The organism is Tropicimonas sp. TH_r6 (genome assembly GCF_033101155.1).
Lineage (GTDB): Bacteria > Pseudomonadota > Alphaproteobacteria > Rhodobacterales > Rhodobacteraceae > Tropicimonas.
Window position 1 is genome coordinate 101,836 of sequence record NZ_JAWMPX010000016.1, and the last position, 20,104, is coordinate 121,939.

General features: G+C 61.1%; 19 protein-coding genes. 3 read left to right on the forward strand and 16 right to left on the reverse strand.

Features of this window, described 5'->3' with window-relative positions; translation table 11 throughout:
* From flgK to R3X27_RS15825, 3 genes are read right to left on the reverse strand one after another with little or no spacing between them, the layout of a single operon-like run.
* Positions 1-1,458: a flagellar hook-associated protein FlgK gene (flgK, locus tag R3X27_RS15815; RefSeq protein WP_317709837.1), complete on the reverse strand. Its 1,458-nt coding sequence runs from the start codon at positions 1,456-1,458 to the stop codon at positions 1-3.
* Between the two features lie 31 nt (positions 1,459-1,489).
* The gene (locus tag R3X27_RS15820; RefSeq protein WP_411572504.1) at positions 1,490-2,872 is read right to left on the reverse strand and encodes a flagellar hook protein FlgE; all 1,383 of its coding nucleotides are present in this window, start codon (positions 2,870-2,872) and stop codon (positions 1,490-1,492) included.
* A 59-nt stretch (positions 2,873-2,931) separates the two neighbouring features.
* The gene (locus tag R3X27_RS15825; protein WP_317709838.1) at positions 2,932-3,750 is read right to left on the reverse strand and encodes a flagellar motor protein MotB; all 819 of its coding nucleotides are present in this window, start codon (positions 3,748-3,750) and stop codon (positions 2,932-2,934) included.
* 559 nt (positions 3,751-4,309) lie between these two features.
* On the opposite strand from R3X27_RS15825, the gene R3X27_RS15830 reads away from it, so the two are divergent.
* On the forward strand, positions 4,310-4,555 hold the full coding sequence (locus R3X27_RS15830) for a hypothetical protein (protein ID WP_317709839.1): 246 nt from the start codon (positions 4,310-4,312) through the stop codon (positions 4,553-4,555).
* A 95-nt stretch (positions 4,556-4,650) separates the two neighbouring features.
* Here R3X27_RS15830 and R3X27_RS15835 read toward each other — a convergent pair whose 3' ends face one another.
* From R3X27_RS15835 to R3X27_RS15895, 13 genes are all read right to left on the reverse strand, one after another.
* Entirely contained in the window at positions 4,651-5,367 is a 717-nt protein-coding gene (locus R3X27_RS15835) for a NapC/NirT family cytochrome c (protein WP_317709840.1), read from the reverse strand.
* 28 nt (positions 5,368-5,395) lie between these two features.
* Entirely contained in the window at positions 5,396-5,836 is a 441-nt protein-coding gene (locus R3X27_RS15840; RefSeq protein ID WP_317709841.1) for a nitrate reductase cytochrome c-type subunit, read from the reverse strand.
* Between the two features lie 21 nt (positions 5,837-5,857).
* On the reverse strand, positions 5,858-6,781 hold the full coding sequence (gene napH / locus R3X27_RS15845) for a quinol dehydrogenase ferredoxin subunit NapH (RefSeq protein WP_317709842.1): 924 nt from the start codon (positions 6,779-6,781) through the stop codon (positions 5,858-5,860).
* Positions 6,778-7,656: a ferredoxin-type protein NapG gene (gene napG, locus R3X27_RS15850; RefSeq protein WP_317709843.1), complete on the reverse strand. Its 879-nt coding sequence runs from the start codon at positions 7,654-7,656 to the stop codon at positions 6,778-6,780. The genes napH and napG overlap by 4 nt, the downstream gene beginning before the upstream one ends.
* Positions 7,657-7,703: 47 nt before the next feature.
* Complete coding sequence (napA, locus tag R3X27_RS15855; protein ID WP_317709844.1) at positions 7,704-10,193, reverse strand: nitrate reductase catalytic subunit NapA; 2,490 nt, start codon at positions 10,191-10,193, stop codon at positions 7,704-7,706.
* A 16-nt stretch (positions 10,194-10,209) separates the two neighbouring features.
* A complete protein-coding gene (locus tag R3X27_RS15860) occupies positions 10,210-10,488 on the reverse strand; it encodes a chaperone NapD (RefSeq protein WP_317709845.1) in 279 nt (92 codons plus the stop codon).
* Positions 10,485-10,994, reverse strand: coding sequence for a ferredoxin-type protein NapF (gene napF, locus R3X27_RS15865; RefSeq protein WP_317709846.1), 510 nt, complete (start codon positions 10,992-10,994; stop codon positions 10,485-10,487). Before napF ends, R3X27_RS15860 begins: the two co-directional genes overlap by 4 nt.
* A 227-nt stretch (positions 10,995-11,221) precedes the next feature.
* Positions 11,222-11,641 (reverse strand): EVE domain-containing protein, encoded by a 420-nt coding sequence (locus tag R3X27_RS15870; RefSeq protein WP_317709847.1) that lies wholly within the window; start codon positions 11,639-11,641, stop codon positions 11,222-11,224.
* Positions 11,641-11,913, reverse strand: coding sequence for a YciI family protein (locus tag R3X27_RS15875; protein WP_317709848.1), 273 nt, complete (start codon positions 11,911-11,913; stop codon positions 11,641-11,643). Before R3X27_RS15875 ends, R3X27_RS15870 begins: the two co-directional genes overlap by 1 nt.
* Positions 11,914-12,006: 93 nt before the next feature.
* On the reverse strand, positions 12,007-13,425 hold the full coding sequence (gene ccmI / locus R3X27_RS15880; protein ID WP_317709849.1) for a c-type cytochrome biogenesis protein CcmI: 1,419 nt from the start codon (positions 13,423-13,425) through the stop codon (positions 12,007-12,009).
* Positions 13,422-13,946 (reverse strand): cytochrome c-type biogenesis protein, encoded by a 525-nt coding sequence (locus R3X27_RS15885; RefSeq protein ID WP_317709850.1) that lies wholly within the window; start codon positions 13,944-13,946, stop codon positions 13,422-13,424. Before R3X27_RS15885 ends, ccmI begins: the two co-directional genes overlap by 4 nt.
* 19 nt (positions 13,947-13,965) lie before the next feature.
* Entirely contained in the window at positions 13,966-15,942 is a 1,977-nt protein-coding gene (locus tag R3X27_RS15890) for a heme lyase CcmF/NrfE family subunit (RefSeq protein WP_317709851.1), read from the reverse strand.
* On the reverse strand, positions 15,939-16,724 hold the full coding sequence (locus R3X27_RS15895; protein WP_317709852.1) for a Crp/Fnr family transcriptional regulator: 786 nt from the start codon (positions 16,722-16,724) through the stop codon (positions 15,939-15,941). Before R3X27_RS15895 ends, R3X27_RS15890 begins: the two co-directional genes overlap by 4 nt.
* A gap of 241 nt (positions 16,725-16,965) precedes the next feature.
* On the opposite strand from R3X27_RS15895, the gene R3X27_RS15900 reads away from it, so the two are divergent.
* On the forward strand, positions 16,966-19,338 hold the full coding sequence (locus tag R3X27_RS15900; RefSeq protein ID WP_317709853.1) for a hypothetical protein: 2,373 nt from the start codon (positions 16,966-16,968) through the stop codon (positions 19,336-19,338).
* Positions 19,339-19,406: 68 nt separating this feature from the next.
* Positions 19,407-19,772 (forward strand): Rap1a/Tai family immunity protein, encoded by a 366-nt coding sequence (locus R3X27_RS15905; RefSeq protein WP_317709854.1) that lies wholly within the window; start codon positions 19,407-19,409, stop codon positions 19,770-19,772.
* Positions 19,773-20,104 lie beyond the last annotated feature (332 nt).

Below are 20,104 nucleotides of genomic sequence, written 5' to 3' on the forward strand. Positions count from 1 at the left end.
TCAGAGCTCCAGTATTTGTTGCATGAGTTGGTCGATGGTATCAATGACGCGCGCGTTCGCCGCATAGACCGTTTCGATCATCAGCAGTTTCTGCATTTCGTCATCTGTATCGACGCTGTCTTCCGCGAGCTCATAAGCCAGAGCGTCTGCTCGAGCTGTATGGAAAGCCTGTGAGGCTTCCTGATTTCGGAAACTCGAATCAATCGAGGACAGGAAGTCGGAGGCCAGTCCGGTAAAGGAACGAGAAAGTCCGGTGGATGGTCCGCTCGTCGGAGATGTGGCTTCGGCGATTCTATCTGCAAGTGCAGATATCAGGCTGGAATCTCCGACCGCACCAGAGACGGCCGCTCCGATACCATCCCGAAGGCGCCATACCTCGCCGCCTTCAGCGGGATCAACCAAACTGTTGACCTTCAAGCTGTTGGCAATGCCCACTTCTTCAGTTGACACGAAAGCCAAGTCGTTGTCCGTGAACAACCCTGTTCCGCTGGTCGCGATCGAAGGATCGAGGGTGCTATCCTCGAATCTCTCGATGAGATTTCGCGCGATTGCGTCAATAGATGACTGGGCTTCTGTGGCTATCGAGTCGCGGACTTCGAAGGCGGCGGCCAGGCGACCACCTTCGATAGACCCATAGGTCGAGTTGATCGATAGCGGCTCGCCGTTCAGTTCAAGGCCCGAGAGTTGGCCGTTCTCGATTGTCATGTTTGGCGTGATGATGATGTGCGGGGTAAAGGAAAGCTCTGCCGCTGGGCCGTCGATGAGGGTGGCACCCCCAGAGGTGAACAAGGCGACCTGGTTGCCATCCCGATTGACCTGGCGGATCGGTATAATTTCAGACAGCGAGTCGATGATAGACTGTCTTTCATCCATCAATGCGGCCGTATCTTGACCGCTGTTGCCCATCTTGAAAACCTGCCAGTTCAGCGTTTCGACCTGTTGCAACATCGTGTTGGTATCTTCGACCATGGTCGCGATGTCGGCATCGGCGTCCATCCGCACATCCGATATCTCGTCGGCGATGCCATTGATGCTTTCAGCCAGGGAAACCGCCGCCGAGATTGCATCTTGCAGGCGGACGGTTTCTTCCGGCCGGCTAGACGCCGAGATCAGGGCGGATTCGAAAGCGTCAATTCGATCTGTGAGAGAGCCATCCTCGGTTGGGAAGCCGATTGCTGTCTCGATCCGGAGCCATGCGTCCGCTTGAGTTTCGGCGTTGGCTGAGTTGGCATTGGCCTCGCGTTGATCCGCGAGGGCGCGTTCGTTGACAAGCCTGGTGATACCTACGACTTTCACACCAGCCCCGTTCCCACCAACGGTTTCCGAGGCGAGCTGGATCTCTCGTTTGGCATATCCATCTGTCATCGCATTGGAAACGTTGGCAGAGACAACATCGATCGACCGGGAGGCCGCGGTCAGGCCGGACAAGGCACTGGCAAGGGACGATGTGAGCGACATGGCTTACGACCTCCTGGGCGCTGGATAGATCCTAGCGCTTGATGTTTGTGGTTTCCTGCAGCATCTCGTCCACGGTCTGGATAACCTTGGCGTTGGACGAATAGGCGCGCTGCGTGGTGATCAGGTTGGTCAATTCATTCGCGACGTCGACCGTCGATTCCTCGAGAGCATAACTGACAATGTCGCCTGTCGCGCCGTCACCGGCGTCCCAGAGGTAGAAACTGCCGCTTTCGGACGAGATCTCGTAGGTCTGGTTGTCGAGCGAGGTCAGACCATTGGGATTCGACATGGAGACCAGCGGGATCTGATAAACGACGCGAGAGATGCCGATATCGAAATTGGCGATGACATAGCCGTTCGAGTCCACCTCAACAGAGGTCATGTTGCCGACTGGCGAGCCGTCTTTGGTTATCGAAGTCGGCGCAAAGCTGTCCGAAAGCTGCGTCAGTCCGGCGGAGTCATGTGTAGCGCCGATATCGATTTCGATCGGCCCGCCATCCACATTCACAGTGAGGATCCCGGTCGTAGCATCATAGACCGACGCCAATGTGGCATCCACGTCATCGATCGTCTCGGTGGCTGTGTTCGCGGTGACGTTTTCGATCGTGCCGCCATAGTCGCGGTCGTCCGCGAACTCGATATCATAGGCTGCGATGATTTCTCCAACTGTGGCGGAGTCCTCGATCGTCATGCTCCATGAGTTGGTGGCAGTCCCTACAACGGTGGAGACTTCCGGCGTGAAGGTAATCGTAAGTGATTGAGACCGGCCGAGATTGTCATAGTACTCGATAGGCAGGGTCAATGAGTCGCCCTCACCGGTGGATTCGGTCTCGGTCGCGGGAAGGTTCACACCAAGCGAGATATTCTCTGTCGGTTCGCCGGCAAACTGGTTCACGTTGATCTGCACGGGCTCAAGGCTATCGGCGGTGTCGCGAGCAAACTCCGGCATCGTTCCGTCAGCTTCGGCGGGCCACCCCATGAGGACCAGTCCACTTTCGGTCTTGAGAATGCCGTCCTCATCGGTCCGGAAAGATCCAGTCGTCGTCAGCAACATGGCTTCTTCGCCGTTGTCGGTAGCGACGTCGGATTCCGTCGTCACCGGAAGAAAGCCGTTGCCGCGGACTGCAATGTCGGTCGAGTTCGACGTCGTTACCAGAGCACCGGTTTCGTCGATGATTCGGTTTGTCGTCACGCGAACGCCACCGGCGGAATAGGAACCGCTCCCACCATCGATCACCATCGAGTGGAAATCTGTTACCGCGCGCTTGTAACCATAGGTCGAGGAGTTGGCGATGTTGTCAGAAATCGTTGCCAGCTGGGTTGCATTGGCGGCAAGGCCTGCAACCCCGGCATTCAAGGAAGAAGAAATGGTCATAGATCGGCGCCTTTCTGCTGCTGCGACCAGATTGGCCACGATACTGGCGCCCCCGCTTTAATGCCGGGCTAACAGATAAAGTTTTAGCTTCTTTCAATTCAGTCCAGGTCGGTTCGAAGCAATACGATCTCAAGGCGATCATTCCGCATCGACATGGGGTTTTCGACCGCAGGATGACGATCCGCGTAGCTTGCAATGCGTTCGATTCTTTCTTCGCCAAGAGCCCGGGCGAGTTGCACTCTGGCAAATTGCGCGCGTGCCAGGGAATGATCCCAAACCGGGTTTTCGGCCAAAACGATCGCATGGGACCGACTGAAGCCTTTCACGGCCACGTCATTGGTCGCATAGGAAAAAACACGCCCAACCATTGCCAGAAGCGATTCCAGCAGCGGTGTTGGTTCCGCCCCGCCGGCCTGGAAAAGCGGCTCGCCTTCCGTTGCGAAAAGTTCGACAATCAGTCCTTCATCCGTGACCCGGGTCACGATGTGGCGCATGGCATTTTCCATCGCCATGCTCTCACCACCCCCGCCGAGCAGCATTTCCTCGATGCCGCGGAGCTCCCGGTCTTGTTTCGTCGGAACACCCGGGGTGCCAACAGTTCGCACGGACGCAAATCGGTTGGACGCTCCGATTCCATTTTGTGCCAACGTGTCTTCGGTGAAGACAGAATCCCCGCCGAGGCTGCCATCGCCGCCTCCGGAGATTCGATTGAGTGGAATCGTCGGCGAGAAGTAATCCGCGATTCCTTTCCTCTGCTTTTCTGTTGTCGCGTTCAGCAGCCACATCAGCATGAAAAAGGCCATCATGGCCGTTACGAAGTCCGCATAGGCGACTTTCCACGCACCACCGTGGTGTCCGCCACCGCTGACAACCTTTTTCCGCTTGATGATGACTGGCGCGTTGGACCCAACGCTCATACCACCACCTCATTTAACACCCGTCCCTTTGGTAGCAGCCTGCTATGAAGGATCCGTTTACGGGCGCTGGAGAGCGTTGACCCGGCGCCGTAGCGTGTTGTGACCCTTCCGGTTGTGGGCTCCGCGCGTCGCGCAAGGCGGCAGAGCGCTCGAAAAGCGCTCTTGGCGTGTGTTTGCAGGACCGTGGCGGTGGCTATCGGCATGTCGTCTGCGAGGACGTCGACGCGGATATAATGATCCGTGACGTATTTACTCGCACGGATCGGCGGGCGCCCTTGTGGCGCTGGCGCTGATCGACGCTTCACCGGGGGAGAACGGCTGATTCCTTAACAAAGTGTTGATGATGCGGCGGGGCTGGCAAGCAGGCCTTTACCAATTTGGGGAAATCTCGTCGCGCGTTGAACGAATTGTCGAAAGAGATGCTGATCTCTCCTGTCCGAGCCTTCTCCGTTTTCTGCCACATGGCTGGCTATGTGCGGGGACTGGGTCGCAGTCGGGGGCGTGCGAAGGCCCAATCTCCGACGGCACAGGACAGAGCCTTGCAGGAAAGGAACCCCGAATGAGCACCTGGCAGACTGACCCCTTCGTGACCGAGGAATTCCCCCATTGGGCCAAGCCGGCGACGCTGGATGTCGATCCCGGGAGCGGCAATGTGCAGCTCGAACGGCGTAATGCGGCTGGCGAGTGGGAAGGGTTCGAGACTTTCGATACGGCGGGTGTCTACAAGATCGAAGTGGTGAATTGCCCGGAAATGCGGATCAATCCGACAGTGGACGCGAGTTTCCGCTGGACCTGGGCTGGCTGAGACTGCGTCCTGCCTCCTCCCCGGGGCGCAGAAAAGAGGCCGGGCATGGAAACATGCCCGGCCTCTTTTTTGCGTGATACCGAGTTGACGGATCGTCAGTCCGCGTCTTTGCCTCCAAGGAAGCCTCGGGTAGCGTCCACAAGACCTCCGAGATCAATGATCGCGCTTTCGCTGACCACGGCTTCGCTGTCCATTCCCTCGACGATGTGACGGTATTCATCCAGGAAACCTGCAGGCAGCGTGTGTGCGATGCCTTGGTGGCAGTCGATGCAGGTCATGTTTTCGTCCAGCGCCCGCTGATGTTCGGCGGCGGCGCGATTCTCCTGAATGGTGAAGTCCATATAGTCGAAATTGTGACAGTTGCGGCATTCCCGGCTGTCAGTCTTCTTCATCTTGGTCCAGACGGCTCCGGCCATATGAAGCCGGCGGTCCTCGTATTTCGCATCCGTGTCGATCGTGCCCATAATCTCATGATAGAGATCCTTGGACGCCATGATCTTCGCCTTGACCTTGTGCTGCCATTCCTTGGGGACGTGGCAATCGGGACAGGTCGCGCGGACGCCCGAGTGATTGTTGTAGTGCACCGTCTCCGTGTATTCGTCGAAGTTCTTCGCCATCGTATGACAGCCGATGCAGAACTCCTCGTTGTTGGTTTCCTCCAGCGCCCAGTGGAAGCCGCCCCAGAAGAGTACGCCCCCTATGAACCCGGCGATGAGCAGGAATCCGAGGCTCAGGACGCCGGTGGGGCTCCAGAAGCCGTTCCAGATCCGCCGCAGAAAGCCCGGACGTTTTCCATTCGAGTGATCAGCCATAGCTTTTTGCTCCTTCTTGCCGGAGGCCTTAGCGCGTGGCCGTGGATTCGAACGTATTGTCAACAAGTGCCGGCGCATTGACCTGCGGCACGTGACACTGACTACAGAACCAGCGAGTGCCGGCGACATGATCCATCTCGGTGCCGTCGCGGTCGAGATAATGGGTCATGGACAGGGTCGGGGCGTTCCGCTCGCCCGCGTTGGTCCAGTCATGGCAGGTCAGGCACTGGTTTGCCTTGAGGTCTACCTGGTACTGGTCGATGGAATGCGGGATCAGCGGCGGTTGCTGGCGGTATTCGCGCGTGAACCTCTGCGTTTCCTGCTGAAAGACCTGTTCGAGTGGAACCGGGTCTTCGACACCGGCGCCACGAAGGGTTGAAAGGCCACCGGCGGTTTGTGCAAACCCGATCCCGGCCAGGATCAGGGAGGTTGCCAGGGCAAGGATACCTGCAAGGACCGGCTTCTTCATGTTGGTTCTCCGTTGCTCAGTTCACGCTGCATTTTGTGTCGGCGACTCGGGATTCGAGGCCGCCTCTGTCGAGGCATCGACATGGGTGTCGAAGCGGTTGGTAAAGGCGAAGACGTCCATTGCGCAGACGTCGATGCATCGCCCGCAATTGGTGCAATCGGGCGAGAGGATAAGGGGCGTCGCTTCGCCCTTGCCCTTGAGGGCCGGCGAGATGACATGGATTTCGGGGCAGACCGCATAGCAATCCATGCAGTCGTCGCAAGCGTCGCGCTTGACAGCGGAAATGCGCAGGAGGCTCTTGCTCCCCAGCAGGCCATAAAACGCTCCCACGGGACAGACATGGCCGCACCAGCCGTGGCGCGCCACGAAGAGGTCGAAGATGAAGATCGCTCCGACCAGCCCCCAGACCCACCCCATACCGAAGACGAGCCCGCGATGGAGCATTGTGACCGGGTTCACGACTTCCCAGGCGATCGTGCCTGTCAGGAAGGAGATCAGAAGCACAGTGCCGAGAATCCAGAGCCGCGCCGAACGCTTGGGCTGCCAGCCCTTCTGGATATTGAGCTTGCGATGCAACCAGCTCGCGCCATCGGTGACCGGGTTGATTGGGCAGACCCAGGAGCAATAGACGCGCCCGCCGACAAGGGCATAGACCAGCATCACGAGCAAACCGCCGATGATCGCGGTGGTTTCGGGCCAGTGACCGGTGGCGAACATCTGTGTCAGGATGAACGGGTCGTTCAGCGGCAGGAAATTGAACGTCATGGATCCTGCGAGCGTCCCCTTGACCCACCAGATGCCGAACCACGGCCCCATAAGGAAGAGGAACAGGAAGAAGAACTGTGAAACCCGACGCCAGATCAGGAACTTGTATGCTCCATACCAGCCCTTTTCCTCCAGCGCTTCCTGGCCAACGGGGATATGAACCTTGCCTTTGGTGCTCATTGTCCCACCTCCGGAAGCTTGAAAACGGGCTCGAAGCCGCCGCCGAAGTTGCCCTCGGGCGTGGCTGGCAACCCGTCCACCAACCCGTTGATATAGCCGCCAGGCGCGGCGAGGTTGTCGGTGCCGGGTCCTGGCAGACGGTCGGGCAGGTCGATAATGCCTTCGACCACGGGCGCGCCTTTGGCGTCCTTCTCTTCCCACCCCTTGCGGTAATGTTCATGTGGTGTGCCGCGGGCCAGACGCACCGGCAGCACCTTGATCGCGGCCTCGGGCAGGATGCATTTCTTTTCGCAGATGCCGCAGCCGGTGCAGTGTTCTGCGTGCACAACCGGCTCGAAGATCGCATGCGCGCCCGAGCGTTCGTTGTGCCGAGGTTCCAGCGTGATCGCCTCGTCGATCATCGGGCAGACGCGGTAACAGACGTCGCAGCGCAGTCCGAGGAAGTTCAGGCAGTTTTCCTGATCGACAAGAACGGCCGTGCCCATCTGGGCGTTTTCGATATTCGTCAACGCCTTGTCCAGCGCGCCTGTCGGGCAGGCGGCGATGCAAGGAATGTCGTCACACATCTCGCAGGGAATATCCCGCGCGGTGAAATAGGGGGTGCCGGTGGCCGGGCCGTCCTCGCCGAGATCGGCCAGGACCAGCGTGTCATAGGGACAATCCCGCACGCAAAGACCGCAGCGGACACAGGCGGCGAGGAAATCATCCTCGTTCAGCGCTCCCGGGGGCCGAAGGGCCTGATCCGGAAGCGCCTTTGCGTCGCGCGCCATGTAAGCAAGCAGAGATCCGCCCACGGCACAGCCCGCCGCCATGCGGGCTGTATCCGTCAGAAATCGACGACGGTCGATCTTCTTGGGCTTTGCTGGCGTTGCCATGCTTCGTTCCTAGAGCTCAGGGTTGGCGCGCGTTTCCTGGAGTGCGATCAGGCCCGTTCGACCTTGCAGGCACATTTCTTGTAGTCCGTCTCTTTCGAGAGCGGGCAGGTCGCGTCCAGCGTCAGCTTGTTGGTGAGCTGGCCTTCGTCGAACCACGGCATGAACACGAGGCCGCGCGGAACCTTGTTCCGGCCACGGGTCTCCACGCGGGAGGCAACCTCGCCCCGACGAGTCGAAATGACGATCTCCATGCCACGGCGCAGACCACGGTCCTTGGCGTCCTGCGGATGCATGTAGACAACAGCCGAGGGGAAGGACCGGTGCAGCTCGGGCACACGGCGGGTCATCGAACCGGAATGCCAGTGTTCCAGAACGCGACCGGTGCAGAGCCAAAGGTTGAACTCTTCGTCCGGCTCTTCGGCGGCGGCTTCATACGGTGCGAAGATGATATTCGCCTTGCCATCTGGCTTGCCGTAGAACTTCACGCCCTCGCCTTCCTTGACATAGGGGTCATACCCTTCGCGGAAGCGGTAGAGCGTCTCCTTGCCGTCAACCACCGGCCAGCGCAGGCCGCGTGCCTGATGGTAGACATCGAAATCGGCGAGGTCATGCGCATGGCCCCGGCCGAAGCTCGCATATTCCTCGAACAGGCCCTTCTGGACGTAGTAGCCAAAATCCTCGGACTCGTCGTTGTCGAACCCTTCGGCCGTCTCGGAGAGCGGGTACTTGTTGACCGTGCCGTTCTCGTAGAGCACCTCATAGAGCGTCTTGCCGGCCAGCTCGGGCATGGTCGCGACCAGCTCCTCGCCCCAGGCTTCCTCGACCGTGAAACGCTTGGAGAACTCCATCACCTGCCAGACATCCGACTTGGCTTCACCCGGTGCCTTTACCTGCTGACGCCAGAACTGCGTGCGCCGTTCGGCATTGCCATAGGCGCCTTCCTTCTCGACCCACATCGCGGTGGGCAGGATCAGGTCGGCGGCCAGCGCCGTGACCGTCGGGTAAGGGTCCGAAACGGTGATGAAGTTGTCGGGATTCCGATAGCCCGGATAGCCCTCGTCGTTCATGTTCGGCGCGGCCTGCATGTTGTTGTTGCACTGCACCCAATGGCAGTTCAGGTCGCCATCCTTGAGTTTGCGGTGCATCAGGACCGCGTGGAAGCCCGGCTTCGGCGGGATGGTCCCGGCCGGAACACCCCAGGTGGTCTCGCAGATCTCGCGGTGCTTGTCGTTGGCGACAACCATATCAGCCGGCAAGCGGTGTGCAAAGGTGCCGACCTCGCGGGCCGTGCCACAGGCGGAAGGCTGGCCGGTCAGCGAGAAGGGCGAGTTGCCCGGCTCGGAGATTTTGCCGACGAGCAGGTGAACGTTGTACATCAGCGAGTTCGCCCAGGACCCACGGGTGTGCTGGTTGAAACCCATCGTCCAGAGCGACATCACCTTGCGGTTCGGATCGGCATATTGCTTGGCCAGCGCCTCAAGTTGCGCGGCCGGAACGCCGGAAAGCTCCTCGGTATACTCAAGCGTGTATTTGGACACGGCTTCGGCATACTCCTCGAAGCTGATCTTCTCCAACTTGCCGGAATTCGGATTCTCGGCTTCCTGCTGGCGCGGATCGTTGTCGCGCAGGCCATAGCCAATGTCGGTCGCCGTCTTGGTGATGTTGACGTTCTTCTCGACGAACTCCTTGTTCACCATGTCATTCGAGATGATGTAGTTCGCGATGTAATTCAGGATCGCCAGATCGGTCTGCGGATTGAAGATCATGCCGTTATCGGCCAGCTCGAAGGAGCGGTGCTCGAAGGTCGACAGCACATGCACTTCGCAGCCCGGCTTGGTCAGGCGCGTGTCGGTGAGGCGCGACCACAGGATCGGGTGCATCTCGGCCATGTTCGACCCCCAGAGCACGAACGTGTCTGCATGTTCCAGATCGTCATAGCAGCCCATCGGCTCGTCGATGCCGAAGGTGCGGATGAAGCCGACAACTGCCGAGGCCATGCAGTGGCGCGCATTCGGGTCGATATTGTTGGAGCGCAACCCGGCCTTCATGAACTTGGCGGCTGCATAGCCTTCCCAGACCGTCCACTGGCCCGAGCCGAACATCGAGACCGCGGTCGGCCCCTTCTCCTTGAGCGAGGCCTTCCACTTCTCGGCCATCACATCGAAGGCTTCGTCCCAGCTTACAGGCTCGAAATCGCCATTCTTGTCATAGACGCCGCCAGACTTGCGCAGCATCGGCATGGTCAAGCGGTCCTGACCATACATGATCTTCGAGAGGAAATAGCCCTTGATGCAGTTGAGGCCGCGGTTGACCGGCGCATCCGGGTCGCCCTGCGTGGCGACAACCCTGCCCTCCTTGGTGCCCACAAGCACAGAGCAACCGGTGCCACAGAAGCGGCAGGCCGCCTTGTCCCAGCGGATGTCCGGCGCGCGGACTTGCGCCTCGACGGCGTTGGGAAGTGTGATACCGGCGGCCGAGGCCGTTGCGGCGGCTGCGGTGGATTTCAGAAAAGTCCGGCGGGAGTCTGACACGGTCATTGGCTTGGCTCCGGTTTCAAGTGTTGCTGGGGACGACCTGCTGCGGCGCGTTTTCGCCGTCCTGCAGGTCCTCGAAGTGATGATAGGTAAGCGTGACCGAAATCACGCCGGGGATCTGGTGCATCTCCATTATGAGCTCGGAGGCCCGTGCCTCCTCGGTGTCCTCGACGACGACGACATGGCGTCCGTCCTCGCTGCGGGCATGCACCTCCACGCCTCGCATCGCGTTCATCGCATCGCCCACGGCGTCAACGCGCTCGGGCATGGAGTGAACGAGGCATCCGCAGATATTCATGCGGTCAGCTCCCCTTGTTGTTCTGTGTTTCGTGCGAAATCTATGGCCGTTTCCGGACAGGCGCCCGCGCAGGCGCCGCAACCGGTGCAGCTCTCAAGGTCGATCAACGGCCGTGACCTCCCGCCGGTCTCAAGCCGGAAACGGATTGCGCGGGCTTCGCAGAAATCCTCGCAGGCACGGCAGGTCACACCCCGGACCGACAGACACTGGTTGGAAACCCGCGCCACCCAGTTCCATCTCTCCCGTCCGGCTTCCGAAAGCGCGCCGGTCGGACAAGCCTTTATGCAGTCTTCGCAAAAGCTGCATTCGCCATTTGAGAAATCGATCAGCGCCTTGCCGTCATGACCGCGCCGGATGACGTTTTCGGGACAGGCCGGGATACAGGCCTCGCAGCCATCACAAAGCCGGTCGAACTCGGCGGGCGGGCCGGCGCCATACGGACGCATGATTTCATTGCGCAGGAAGTCTGCACGCAGGAAATCTCTTCGGCTGGCTCGGGCACCCATGGCGGCCCCTGACTTGGCTTTCATATAATGCCTAGTATCGCATCACTTCCGAACGCCGCCTGACATAAATCAAGGCGGAATCAGAATGTCGCAGATGGTCGTATAAAAGATTGAAAATAATAAATATCTTCGGAAAAAGAAAAGAGGCGCGCCGGTGTTTTTCTCGGCGCGCCCCGCAATAAACATTCAAATTACAGGAATGATTTTGTCGATCTGTATCTGCGCGCCTATGGCGCGACCCCACCAAGCGCGCAGATGATTCGCCATTCCGAATCACTGACGGGTTGCACAGACAGACGGGTGTTCTTGACCAGCGCCATCTCGGCGAGGTCTGGATGCGCCTTGGCCTCGGTAAGCGTCACCGGACGCTGCAACGGACGGAGCGCCCGGATATCGACGCAGTCCCAGCGGGGATCCTCGGTCGTGCTGTCGGGATGGGCGAGCGCGCAAACCTCGACCACGCCAACCACCGCCTTCTCCTTCAGGGAGTGATAGAAGAAGCCGCGATCCCCGAGCTGCATCAGTCGCATGTTGTTGCGGGCCTGGTAGTTGCGCACACCGTCCCATTCCTCGCCGGCATCGCCCCTGGCAACCTGATCTGCCCAGGACCAGGTGTTGGGTTCCGATTTGAAGAGCCAGTAGGCCATCAGCCGATCACCCGGTTCCAGGGGATGATCTCGACGCTCTCGAACAGCCCGGCCTTGGCATAGGGATCGATCGCGGCCCAGGCCTCGACCTGCGCAACGTCCTCGACCTCGAAGATCACCAGTGAGCCGCACATCTCCCCATCCGCGTCCAGAAGGGGCCCCGCCTGGCGGACGATCTCGTTGGACTTGAGATGCTCGACATGGGCCGGGCGGTTGTCCTTTCGGATCTGAAGGGCGCCGTGTTTGTCCTTGGCGATGAGGGCGACGAGCATTTCATGTCTCCTGTGTCTGGTCGCGCGCACAATCCCGCGCCCGCCGCGCGGTGACAAGAGCCCAAAAGGCGGCTGACCTTGAAATGAAGCGCGTCAGTCTGCGCCGAGCACCGCTCCCGCGCCGTCCCGGAGCGCGGCCAGGGCGGCCTCTCGTCCGGCATACTGGGCCAGTGCGCTCTCATAGGCGGCGCGCGCTTTCTCCAACTGACCGAGATTGACATAGGAGCGAACCAGCATGACCCAACCGTCGAGATTCTCGGGATCTTCTTCCAGCTTCGCGGCCAGCCCCGCGACCATGCCATCGATCATCTCGTCCTGGTCTTCCTGACTCAGGGCGGAGATTGCGGCGACTTGCTCGGCATCGGGACCAGAGACGCCCGGGCCGCGGTCGAGCATGTCGAGCCCGAGCGCACGGGCGGTCTCGTCGAATTTCTGCAGCACGAAGGGGGCGGCGCGGAAATGGTCTCGCCCGGCTTCAAGCGCCGACAACGCGGCTTCGGAGTCACCCTCGGCGGAGCGCAGCTGGGCCAGTTCGATCCAGCCCTTGTAGTCGCCCGGCTCGGCGTCGAGCGCGGCTTCGAGATCGGCGATGCGGGCGCCGCTATCGGCATGGGCCGCGCCGCCGGCAGCGGCGATCTCCTCAGCGCTGGCATCGGGCAAATAGGCTGTGACGTCGATTTTCAGGAAACGCGCCATATTGACGATGTCGCGCCGGACCATCGGCTCCCAGCCAGCATCGGGAGGCGAGTCCGAGAGCAGCGCGGCCCAGTCATGGATTGCGCCCTCGAAATCCTGCGATTGCGCCTTGGCGAGCGCCACGTAATAGCGCGCGCGCGGGTCGGGGTGATCCTCGAGGATCTGTTCGAAAACGATCCGCGCGGCGGGGGGCACCTTGTTTCCATTGGCCAGCGTCATCTCCTCGCCATAGGCGGAGAGGATCTCGGGGTCGTTCTGCGACAGCTCGGCGGCCCGACGATAGGCCTCTGCGGAAGCAGCGTGATCTTCGACCTGCGCATATGATTTCGCCAGCAGCCACCAGGTCTCGAAATTCTCCGGATCCGTCTCGGTGGCATCGACGAGAAGCTGGATGGAGCTTGCGATATTCCCCGCGGCGGCGCTCTGGGTGAGCATTTCGGAGCGGCGGGCTGCCAGGGGTTGGTCCGGCGCTTGCGGGGTGCCGAGCATGGAATAGGTGCCAAGGGCTGCGGCGATGCAGAGGCCGGCGACGCCGAGCGCCGCTGGCACAGAGCGATGCCCCATGAAAAAGCCCTGGTCGAGGGTGCGGGCGGCGGCGAGGGCGCGGCGCTCGATCTCGCTTCGGGCGGCCTCGCACTCAGCGGGACTGATCTGACCCGCCTCGCGGTCGCGTTCGATCTCGGCGAGCTGGTCGCGATAGATCGAAATAGTGCTGTCGGCGGCGTCCATTTCCATCGTGCCGCGCTTGAGGAAGGGACGGGCGATCCAGAAACCGGCGAGGAGCGCGATGAGCGTGGCGGCGGTCCAGACGATCATGTCTCTTCTCCCAACAGGCGGCGGGCTTCCTCGTGTTCCGCTTGTGTCATCTCTGGCAGGGGGGCACCGGGTTTGCGGCGGTTTTTCAGATAGGTCAGCATCAGCAGCCCGCCGAGCGCGATGAAACCCGCGGGGGCGAGCCAGAGCAAATAGGTCTGGCCCGAGACCGGCGGTTCCAGAAGGACATAGTCGCCGAAGCGGGAGCGGACATATTCGAGCACGTCCTCGTTGCTGTCGCCTGCCTCCATACGCTCACGGACCACGATGCGGAGGTCTTTCGCAAGCCCTGCGTTGGAATCGAAGATCGACTGGTTCTGGCAGACAAGGCAGCGCAACTCTCGGCCGATCTCGCGGGCGCGGGCTTCCTTGCTTGGGTCATCGAACATCTCGCCGGGGTCGAGGGCGCGCGCGCCGGTTGTCGAGAGCGCCACAAATGTCGCGGCGAGGAGGCCGTAGAATGCGCGTGCTGTCTTGGTCGATCGCCGGTCTGGCCGCGCCCTGACTTCAATATCCTGGTTCAATCCCATGCTCTTCAAGGCCCTATTCCGCAGGTTGCGCAGCGAGCTTGCGCGGTGCGGGCGCACCGATTCGCAGACGTCGATCAACCAACGAGATCAGCGCCGAGAGCGTGATCAGCAAGGCGCCGGCCCACATCCACGGGACGCCGGGATTGTAATAGTAGCGGGTCACGTAGCCGCCTGCGCCGTTGGCGTCTCCCAGCACGGCATAGAGATCACCATGCCAGAGGGTGACGATTCCCGCCTCGGTCGTTGGCTGGCGCTCGACGGGATAGAAGCGGCGTTCGGGCTTCAGCGTCGTCACGAGCGTGCCCTCGCGGGTGACATCAACCGATGCGAAGGTGGTCTGGAAATTCGGGCCGTTGCCGGAGCGGACATCCCGCAGGGTGAACTCATATGGCCCGACGGCGACGGGCTGGCCTGGTGCGGTGGTCTGGATGACTTCTGTGCTCCAGACGGACACTGCGATGACCCCGGCGGCGGCGATGGCGAGCCCGGTATGGCCAAGGTAGAGGCCATAGGCGGAGGCTGGCAAGCCGATGGCGCGGCGCAGCGCGACCAGCGGGCTGGCCTGCGGCAGGCCGATGCGGCGGCCGAAATCGAGCAGGGTCGCTGTGGCCAGGAAGGTGGCGATGAAAGCGCCGAGCAGGCCTACCATATCGGCGAGGCCGAACCAGAGAGCGAGACTGGCGGTGAGCACAACCGAAATCCCCGTGGTAAGGGCGGTTCGGCGGATCACGTCCTGCCGGTTGGCGCGTTTCCAGGCCATGAAGGGGCCGATGCCCGCAATGAGCATGGTCACGCCAAAGATCGGCAGGAAGGTCTTGTTGAAATAGGGCGCTCCGACGGAGATTTTCGAGCCGTTCCAGAGCTCCAGAAAGAGCGGGTAGAGCGTGCCGACAAAGACAACGCCGCAAGCAGCGGCGAGCAGCAGGTTGTTCAGCAACAGCCCTGTTTCGCGGGAATAGGTCGCGAAGACGCCGCCATCGAAGAGCCGCGGCGCCCGCCAAGCATAGAGCGTCAGAGCGCCGCCAATGGCGATGCAGAGCAGAAGCAGGATGAAGACGCCGCGCTCGGGATCGGTGGCGAAGGCGTGGACCGAGGTCAGGATGCCGGAACGCACGAGGAAGGTCCCGATCAGCGAGAGCGAGAAGGTCAGGATTGCCAACAGGATGGTCCATTTCAGCAGAGCGTTGCGTTTCTCGACCACGATGGCCGAATGCAGCAGCGCCGTACCGATGAGCCAGGGCATGAAGGACGCGTTTTCAACCGGGTCCCAGAACCAGAATCCGCCCCAGCCAAGCTCGTAATAGGCCCACCAGGAGCCAAGCGCGATGCCGGCGGTCAGCCCGGACCAGGCCAGCAGCACCCAGGGCCGCATCCAGCGCGCCCAGGCTGGGTCGACACGGCCGGTGATCAGCGCTGCAACGGCGAAAGAGAAGGCGGTCGAGAAGCCGACATAGCCGAGATAGAGCAGCGGCGGGTGGAAGGCGACGCCGGGGTCCTGCAGCAGCGGGTTCATGCCCTGCCCGTCGATCGGCGCATTGGCGAGGCGCTCGAACGGGTTCGAGGTGAGCAGGATGAAAAGGTAGAAGCCGATACCGATCATCGCTTGAACGGCGAGTACGGTGGCGCGCATGACGACCGGGATGACGCCGCCGAAGACAGAGATCAGCACGCCGAAGAGCGAAAGCATCAGCACCCAGAGCAGCATCGAGCCTTCGTGGTTCGCCCAGACGCCGGAGATCTTGTAGATCATCGGCTTGGAGCTGTGCGAATTGGCGGCCACCGTCATGACCGAGAAATCCGAGACCACGAAGGCCCAGGTCAGCGCGGCGAAGGCGGCGGCCGTGCCAAAGAACTGGATCTGGGCGGCGGTGTCGGCGGTTTTCATCGCCGCCGGCGAGCCGGTGGCGGTTCCCCAGAGCGGCACGGTGGCCTGAACCAGCGATGCGATCAGAGCGAGGCAAAGGGCGAAATGCCCAAGTTCAACGATCATGCGGAGACCTCGCGCAGCGTGCTCGGTCCGGCGGGGACAACCCCGGAGCGGAAGACCTGCGGTGTGGGGATGTCCACGGGCAGGCGGCGGTCAAGCGCGGCGAGATCCGGGATGACGAATTCCGAAGGCGAGAGAAACTTGACCAGCTTCGACTTCTTGAGCTTTGACAGGATGCGGCTGACGGTTTCGGAATTCAGCCCGAGATAGTCGGCAATATCCTCTCGCGACATTGGCAGGGCGACGAGCGGTTGGGTCTCCGGGGTGGCGCCGGCGCGTACGGCCATCTCGGCAAGGAACAATGTCACCCGCTCGACCGAGTCGAGTCGCCCCAGGGTCGTGACATGTGTCTGGCACCGTTCCAGCCGACGGTGAACCACGTGGAATGTCGCTGCGAGGAAAGCCGGATCTGCATGCAACTCGCGGGCGCGGCTGGAGAGGTCGACCTCGCAGATCATGCAGTCGGAAAGCGCTTCGAGCCAGTTCTGCGTGCCCGGGCCTGCCATCAGCGAACAGATCGTTTCGCCCTTGGTCTCAAGGCTGACAATTTGCCTGCGCCCGTCTTCGAAAGCGGTGCAGGACGCCGCCGTGCCCTGCACAACGATCCAGAATCGCAAGCAAGATTCGCCATCGGCACTGTCGAGCCGCGCGCCACGTTTGAGGAAATGCTTTTGCTGCACGACCTGCATGGGGTCGCGCGGAAGGAAGGTGCAGAGCATGCGCCCGCAGCTTCCACAGTTCGGCATTCCTCCCTTGGCCTCGACGGCCTGTCGTCCATTCATCATTCGCTGCCCTGTTCGCTTAAAACGGGTGGCCTTGGAACTGACTATACATGACGGGACCGGTTTTCCTTGCGATGGATCAAAGAAATCATCGCGCGGGAGGAACAGGGCGAAAGTCATAAAGCTTTATTTAATTTATGCTTTTTTTGGATTCCACCGAATCCTGACAAATGTCAGGGCCGGGGCGCTCACGGCCGCGTTACCGTCGGGGCAATGATAATTTCAACCAGGGGAGGACTCGTTCGTGAAACGCATGTTCCTGACATTGACCCTGCTTCTGGGCGCCGCCGGAGTCGCGATGGCCCAGGACAACGCCTCGGCGGATGCCGAGGTGATGACGGTCAGTGCCGAGCTGGCAGCCGAAAAAGGCTGCCTTTCGTGCCATGAGGGCATCGAGAAATTCACCGAAGGCGTCATGATGGAGACCATCGAGTCCATGGGCGCCGATTACGACGATCCCGCCGGCTGTACCGTCTGTCATGGTGGCACACCCACCGGCACCTCCGTCGAAGAGGCCCATGCCGGTGTGCATGCGACCCTGATGGAAGATGGTGGCCCGGAGATGTTCTATCCCGATCCCGGCGCTGTCTGGATTGCCGACAAGACCTGCGGCCAGTCCGCCTGTCACGAAGGCTATTCCGAGCGCCTGATCAAGTCGCTGATGAACACCGAAGCCGGCAAGCTGCAGGGCAACCTGTGGTCCTGGGGCGTGCTGGACACGCATCGCTCGGTCTACGGCAACTACGATCTCGTGGATGAAGACGGCTACGTTCCGACCGTGGGCACGGATGCCTACAAGGAATACATGGTCGCCTTTGCGGAATCCCATCCCGACCAGATGCCGGATTCCATGGAGCAGGTGCCGGAAGTCGATGTCGAGCAGATCTCGGATCACCCGAATCTCGCTGGCATCACCTATTCGCGCCAGCAATGTCAGCGATGCCATGTCGGTGTGAACGGTCGCGAGAAGCGCGGCGACTATCGCGGCGCAGGCTGCTCTTCCTGCCACGTTCCCTACTCGAACGAAGGCTTCTACGAGGGCGGCGACCCGACCATCACCAAGGACCAGCCCGGTAAGCTGCTGACGCACCAGCTGCAGGCGACCCGGAAGTCCAAGGTCAAGCATGGCGATATCGAGTATTCGGGCATCCCGAACGAGACCTGCTCGTCCTGCCATAACCGCGGCAAGCGGATCGGCGTGAGCTATCAGGGCATCATGGAATTCCCCTATGGGTCTCCCTACAGCCCGACCGGTGGCAAGCAGCCGAAACTGCACACCAAGAACTACCTGTTCATCAAGGATGACCTGCACCATCAGGTCCAGTCGCGCGAGGGGAACCCCGAGGGCGGCATGCTCTGCCAGGACTGCCACACAACCGTGGACATGCATGGCGACGGCAACCTGCCCGGCACCACGCTGGCTCAGGTCGAGATCGAGTGCGAGGACTGTCACGGCACCGTCAGTCAGTTCCCGTGGGATCTGCCGCTTGGCTATGGCGAGGAGTTCCAGCAGGAAATCGCAGCCGATGCCCGCGGGCTTGGCGACGATCTGACGGATGAGCAGTATTTCGCAGAGGTCTACGAGGCCGAGGATGGCTACCTGCTGACAGCGCGTGGCAACCCGTTCGGCAACGTGGTGAAGAAGGGCTCCAAGGTCATTTTGCACTCCGCATCCGGCATCGACTTCGAAGTGCCGGTGCTGAGGCAGATCGCGATCGACGGCACCTGGAAGTCGCCGAATGCGGAAGTGGCCATGATGTCGGTCGGCAAACATATGGAGAGCATGGAATGCTACGCCTGTCACGCCGACTGGGCACCGCAATGCTATGGCTGCCACATCACCGTGGACTATTCCGAAGGCAAGACGGATGTCGACTGGATCACCAATGCCAACAATCGTGAGCCCAACGGCCTGACGGCGGATGCGCCGCTCGGAACCAACGGCCTGACGAGCGCCGGCAAGGTCTCCGAGACCCGCTCCTACCTGCGTTGGGAAGAGCCGACCCTCGGGATCAACGGTGAAGGCCGCGTGAGCCCGCTCATGCCCGGCTGCCAGGTCATCACCACGGTGATCGACAAGGATGGCAACACGGTTGCGCATAACGAGATCTGGATGACGCCGGATGCCGGTGGCACCAAGGGCCTCGACCATGCCGCCGTTCAGCCGCACACGGCTGGCCGCCTGGCACGGACCTGCGAGAGCTGCCACAACAACCCGAAGGCGCTGGGCTACGGCATCAGCGGCGGTCGTTTCCTGAGCGACTATACCGAGGGCTTCGTTGTGGATCTGGAGACGGCCATGGGCGAGATCATCCCCGGCCAGCACCAGTACCAGTCGCAGCCGGTTCCGGAACTCGACCACGATCTCAGCCGGATCGTGACCGAGGACGGCAAGCAGCTTGTGACCGTTGGTTCGCATTGGGAACTGACCGGCCCGCTTCCGCAGGAGATGCGTGAGAAGATGGAACGCACCGGTCTGTGCATGGGCTGTCACCAGAACATGACCAATGAGGATCTGTGGAACAAGGTGAACAGCCCTGCCTTCCTCAACAACGAAGAGCACCAGGATGTGATGGATCAGGCCGTCCACGCCCTGGCCGACAAGAAGTCCGACTAAGCTTGGACCCCCCGGCCGCCCCGTTGCGGGTGGCCGGGAATTTCTCTTGAAATCCGGGGAAAACCGATATGCGCAAGACCTTGATCATCACACTTGCCGCCATGGGGCTGGCCACGGTTGCCGCGGCAGATTCCCACATGGCGTCCGGCTACAGCGCCAAAGACCTGCTTCAGCCCTGTTTCGACGCCGATAACGACGCCCGGGACGGCATCTTTGCCGAGATCGAATGCGAGCAATACATGCTTGGCTTCGTTGGTGCCCTGAAGGCCGCCGGCGCGATGGACGGCATCTGCCTGCCAAAACAGAACGTCGCCGACGAGGTGCGTTGGGCCTATATGCGCTGGATCCACGAATCCTACACCGCACGCACGAAGCTGGCGGCCGAGGAGGCCGTGTTTGGCTCGCTGAAAGACAATTTCGCCTGCTCGAACTGAGCGCGCGGGAAAACCACGACCTGTGAGGCCCGGCCCCTGTGCCGGGCCTTTGCTTTGAGAAAATGAGATGAAATGACACCGTCGGTCAGTGCAATGGCGTCGGTCGCGGAGACGACAAGGACCGACACAACGCATTGCGACGCGACCTGATGGGGATCACCCCAAGCCTGTCCTCTATTTTTGAGACCAGTTTCAATGAGGCCCGGTCTGAGAGTGGCAGCTCCCTCCGCTTTGCCGACACTCACCGTGTTTGAACGCTTCGCTCGTGCAGCATCGTCCCCGAACCGAAAGCTGCCTTTCGTGACCGTTGCCGCGAACGGCCGGAACGAGCC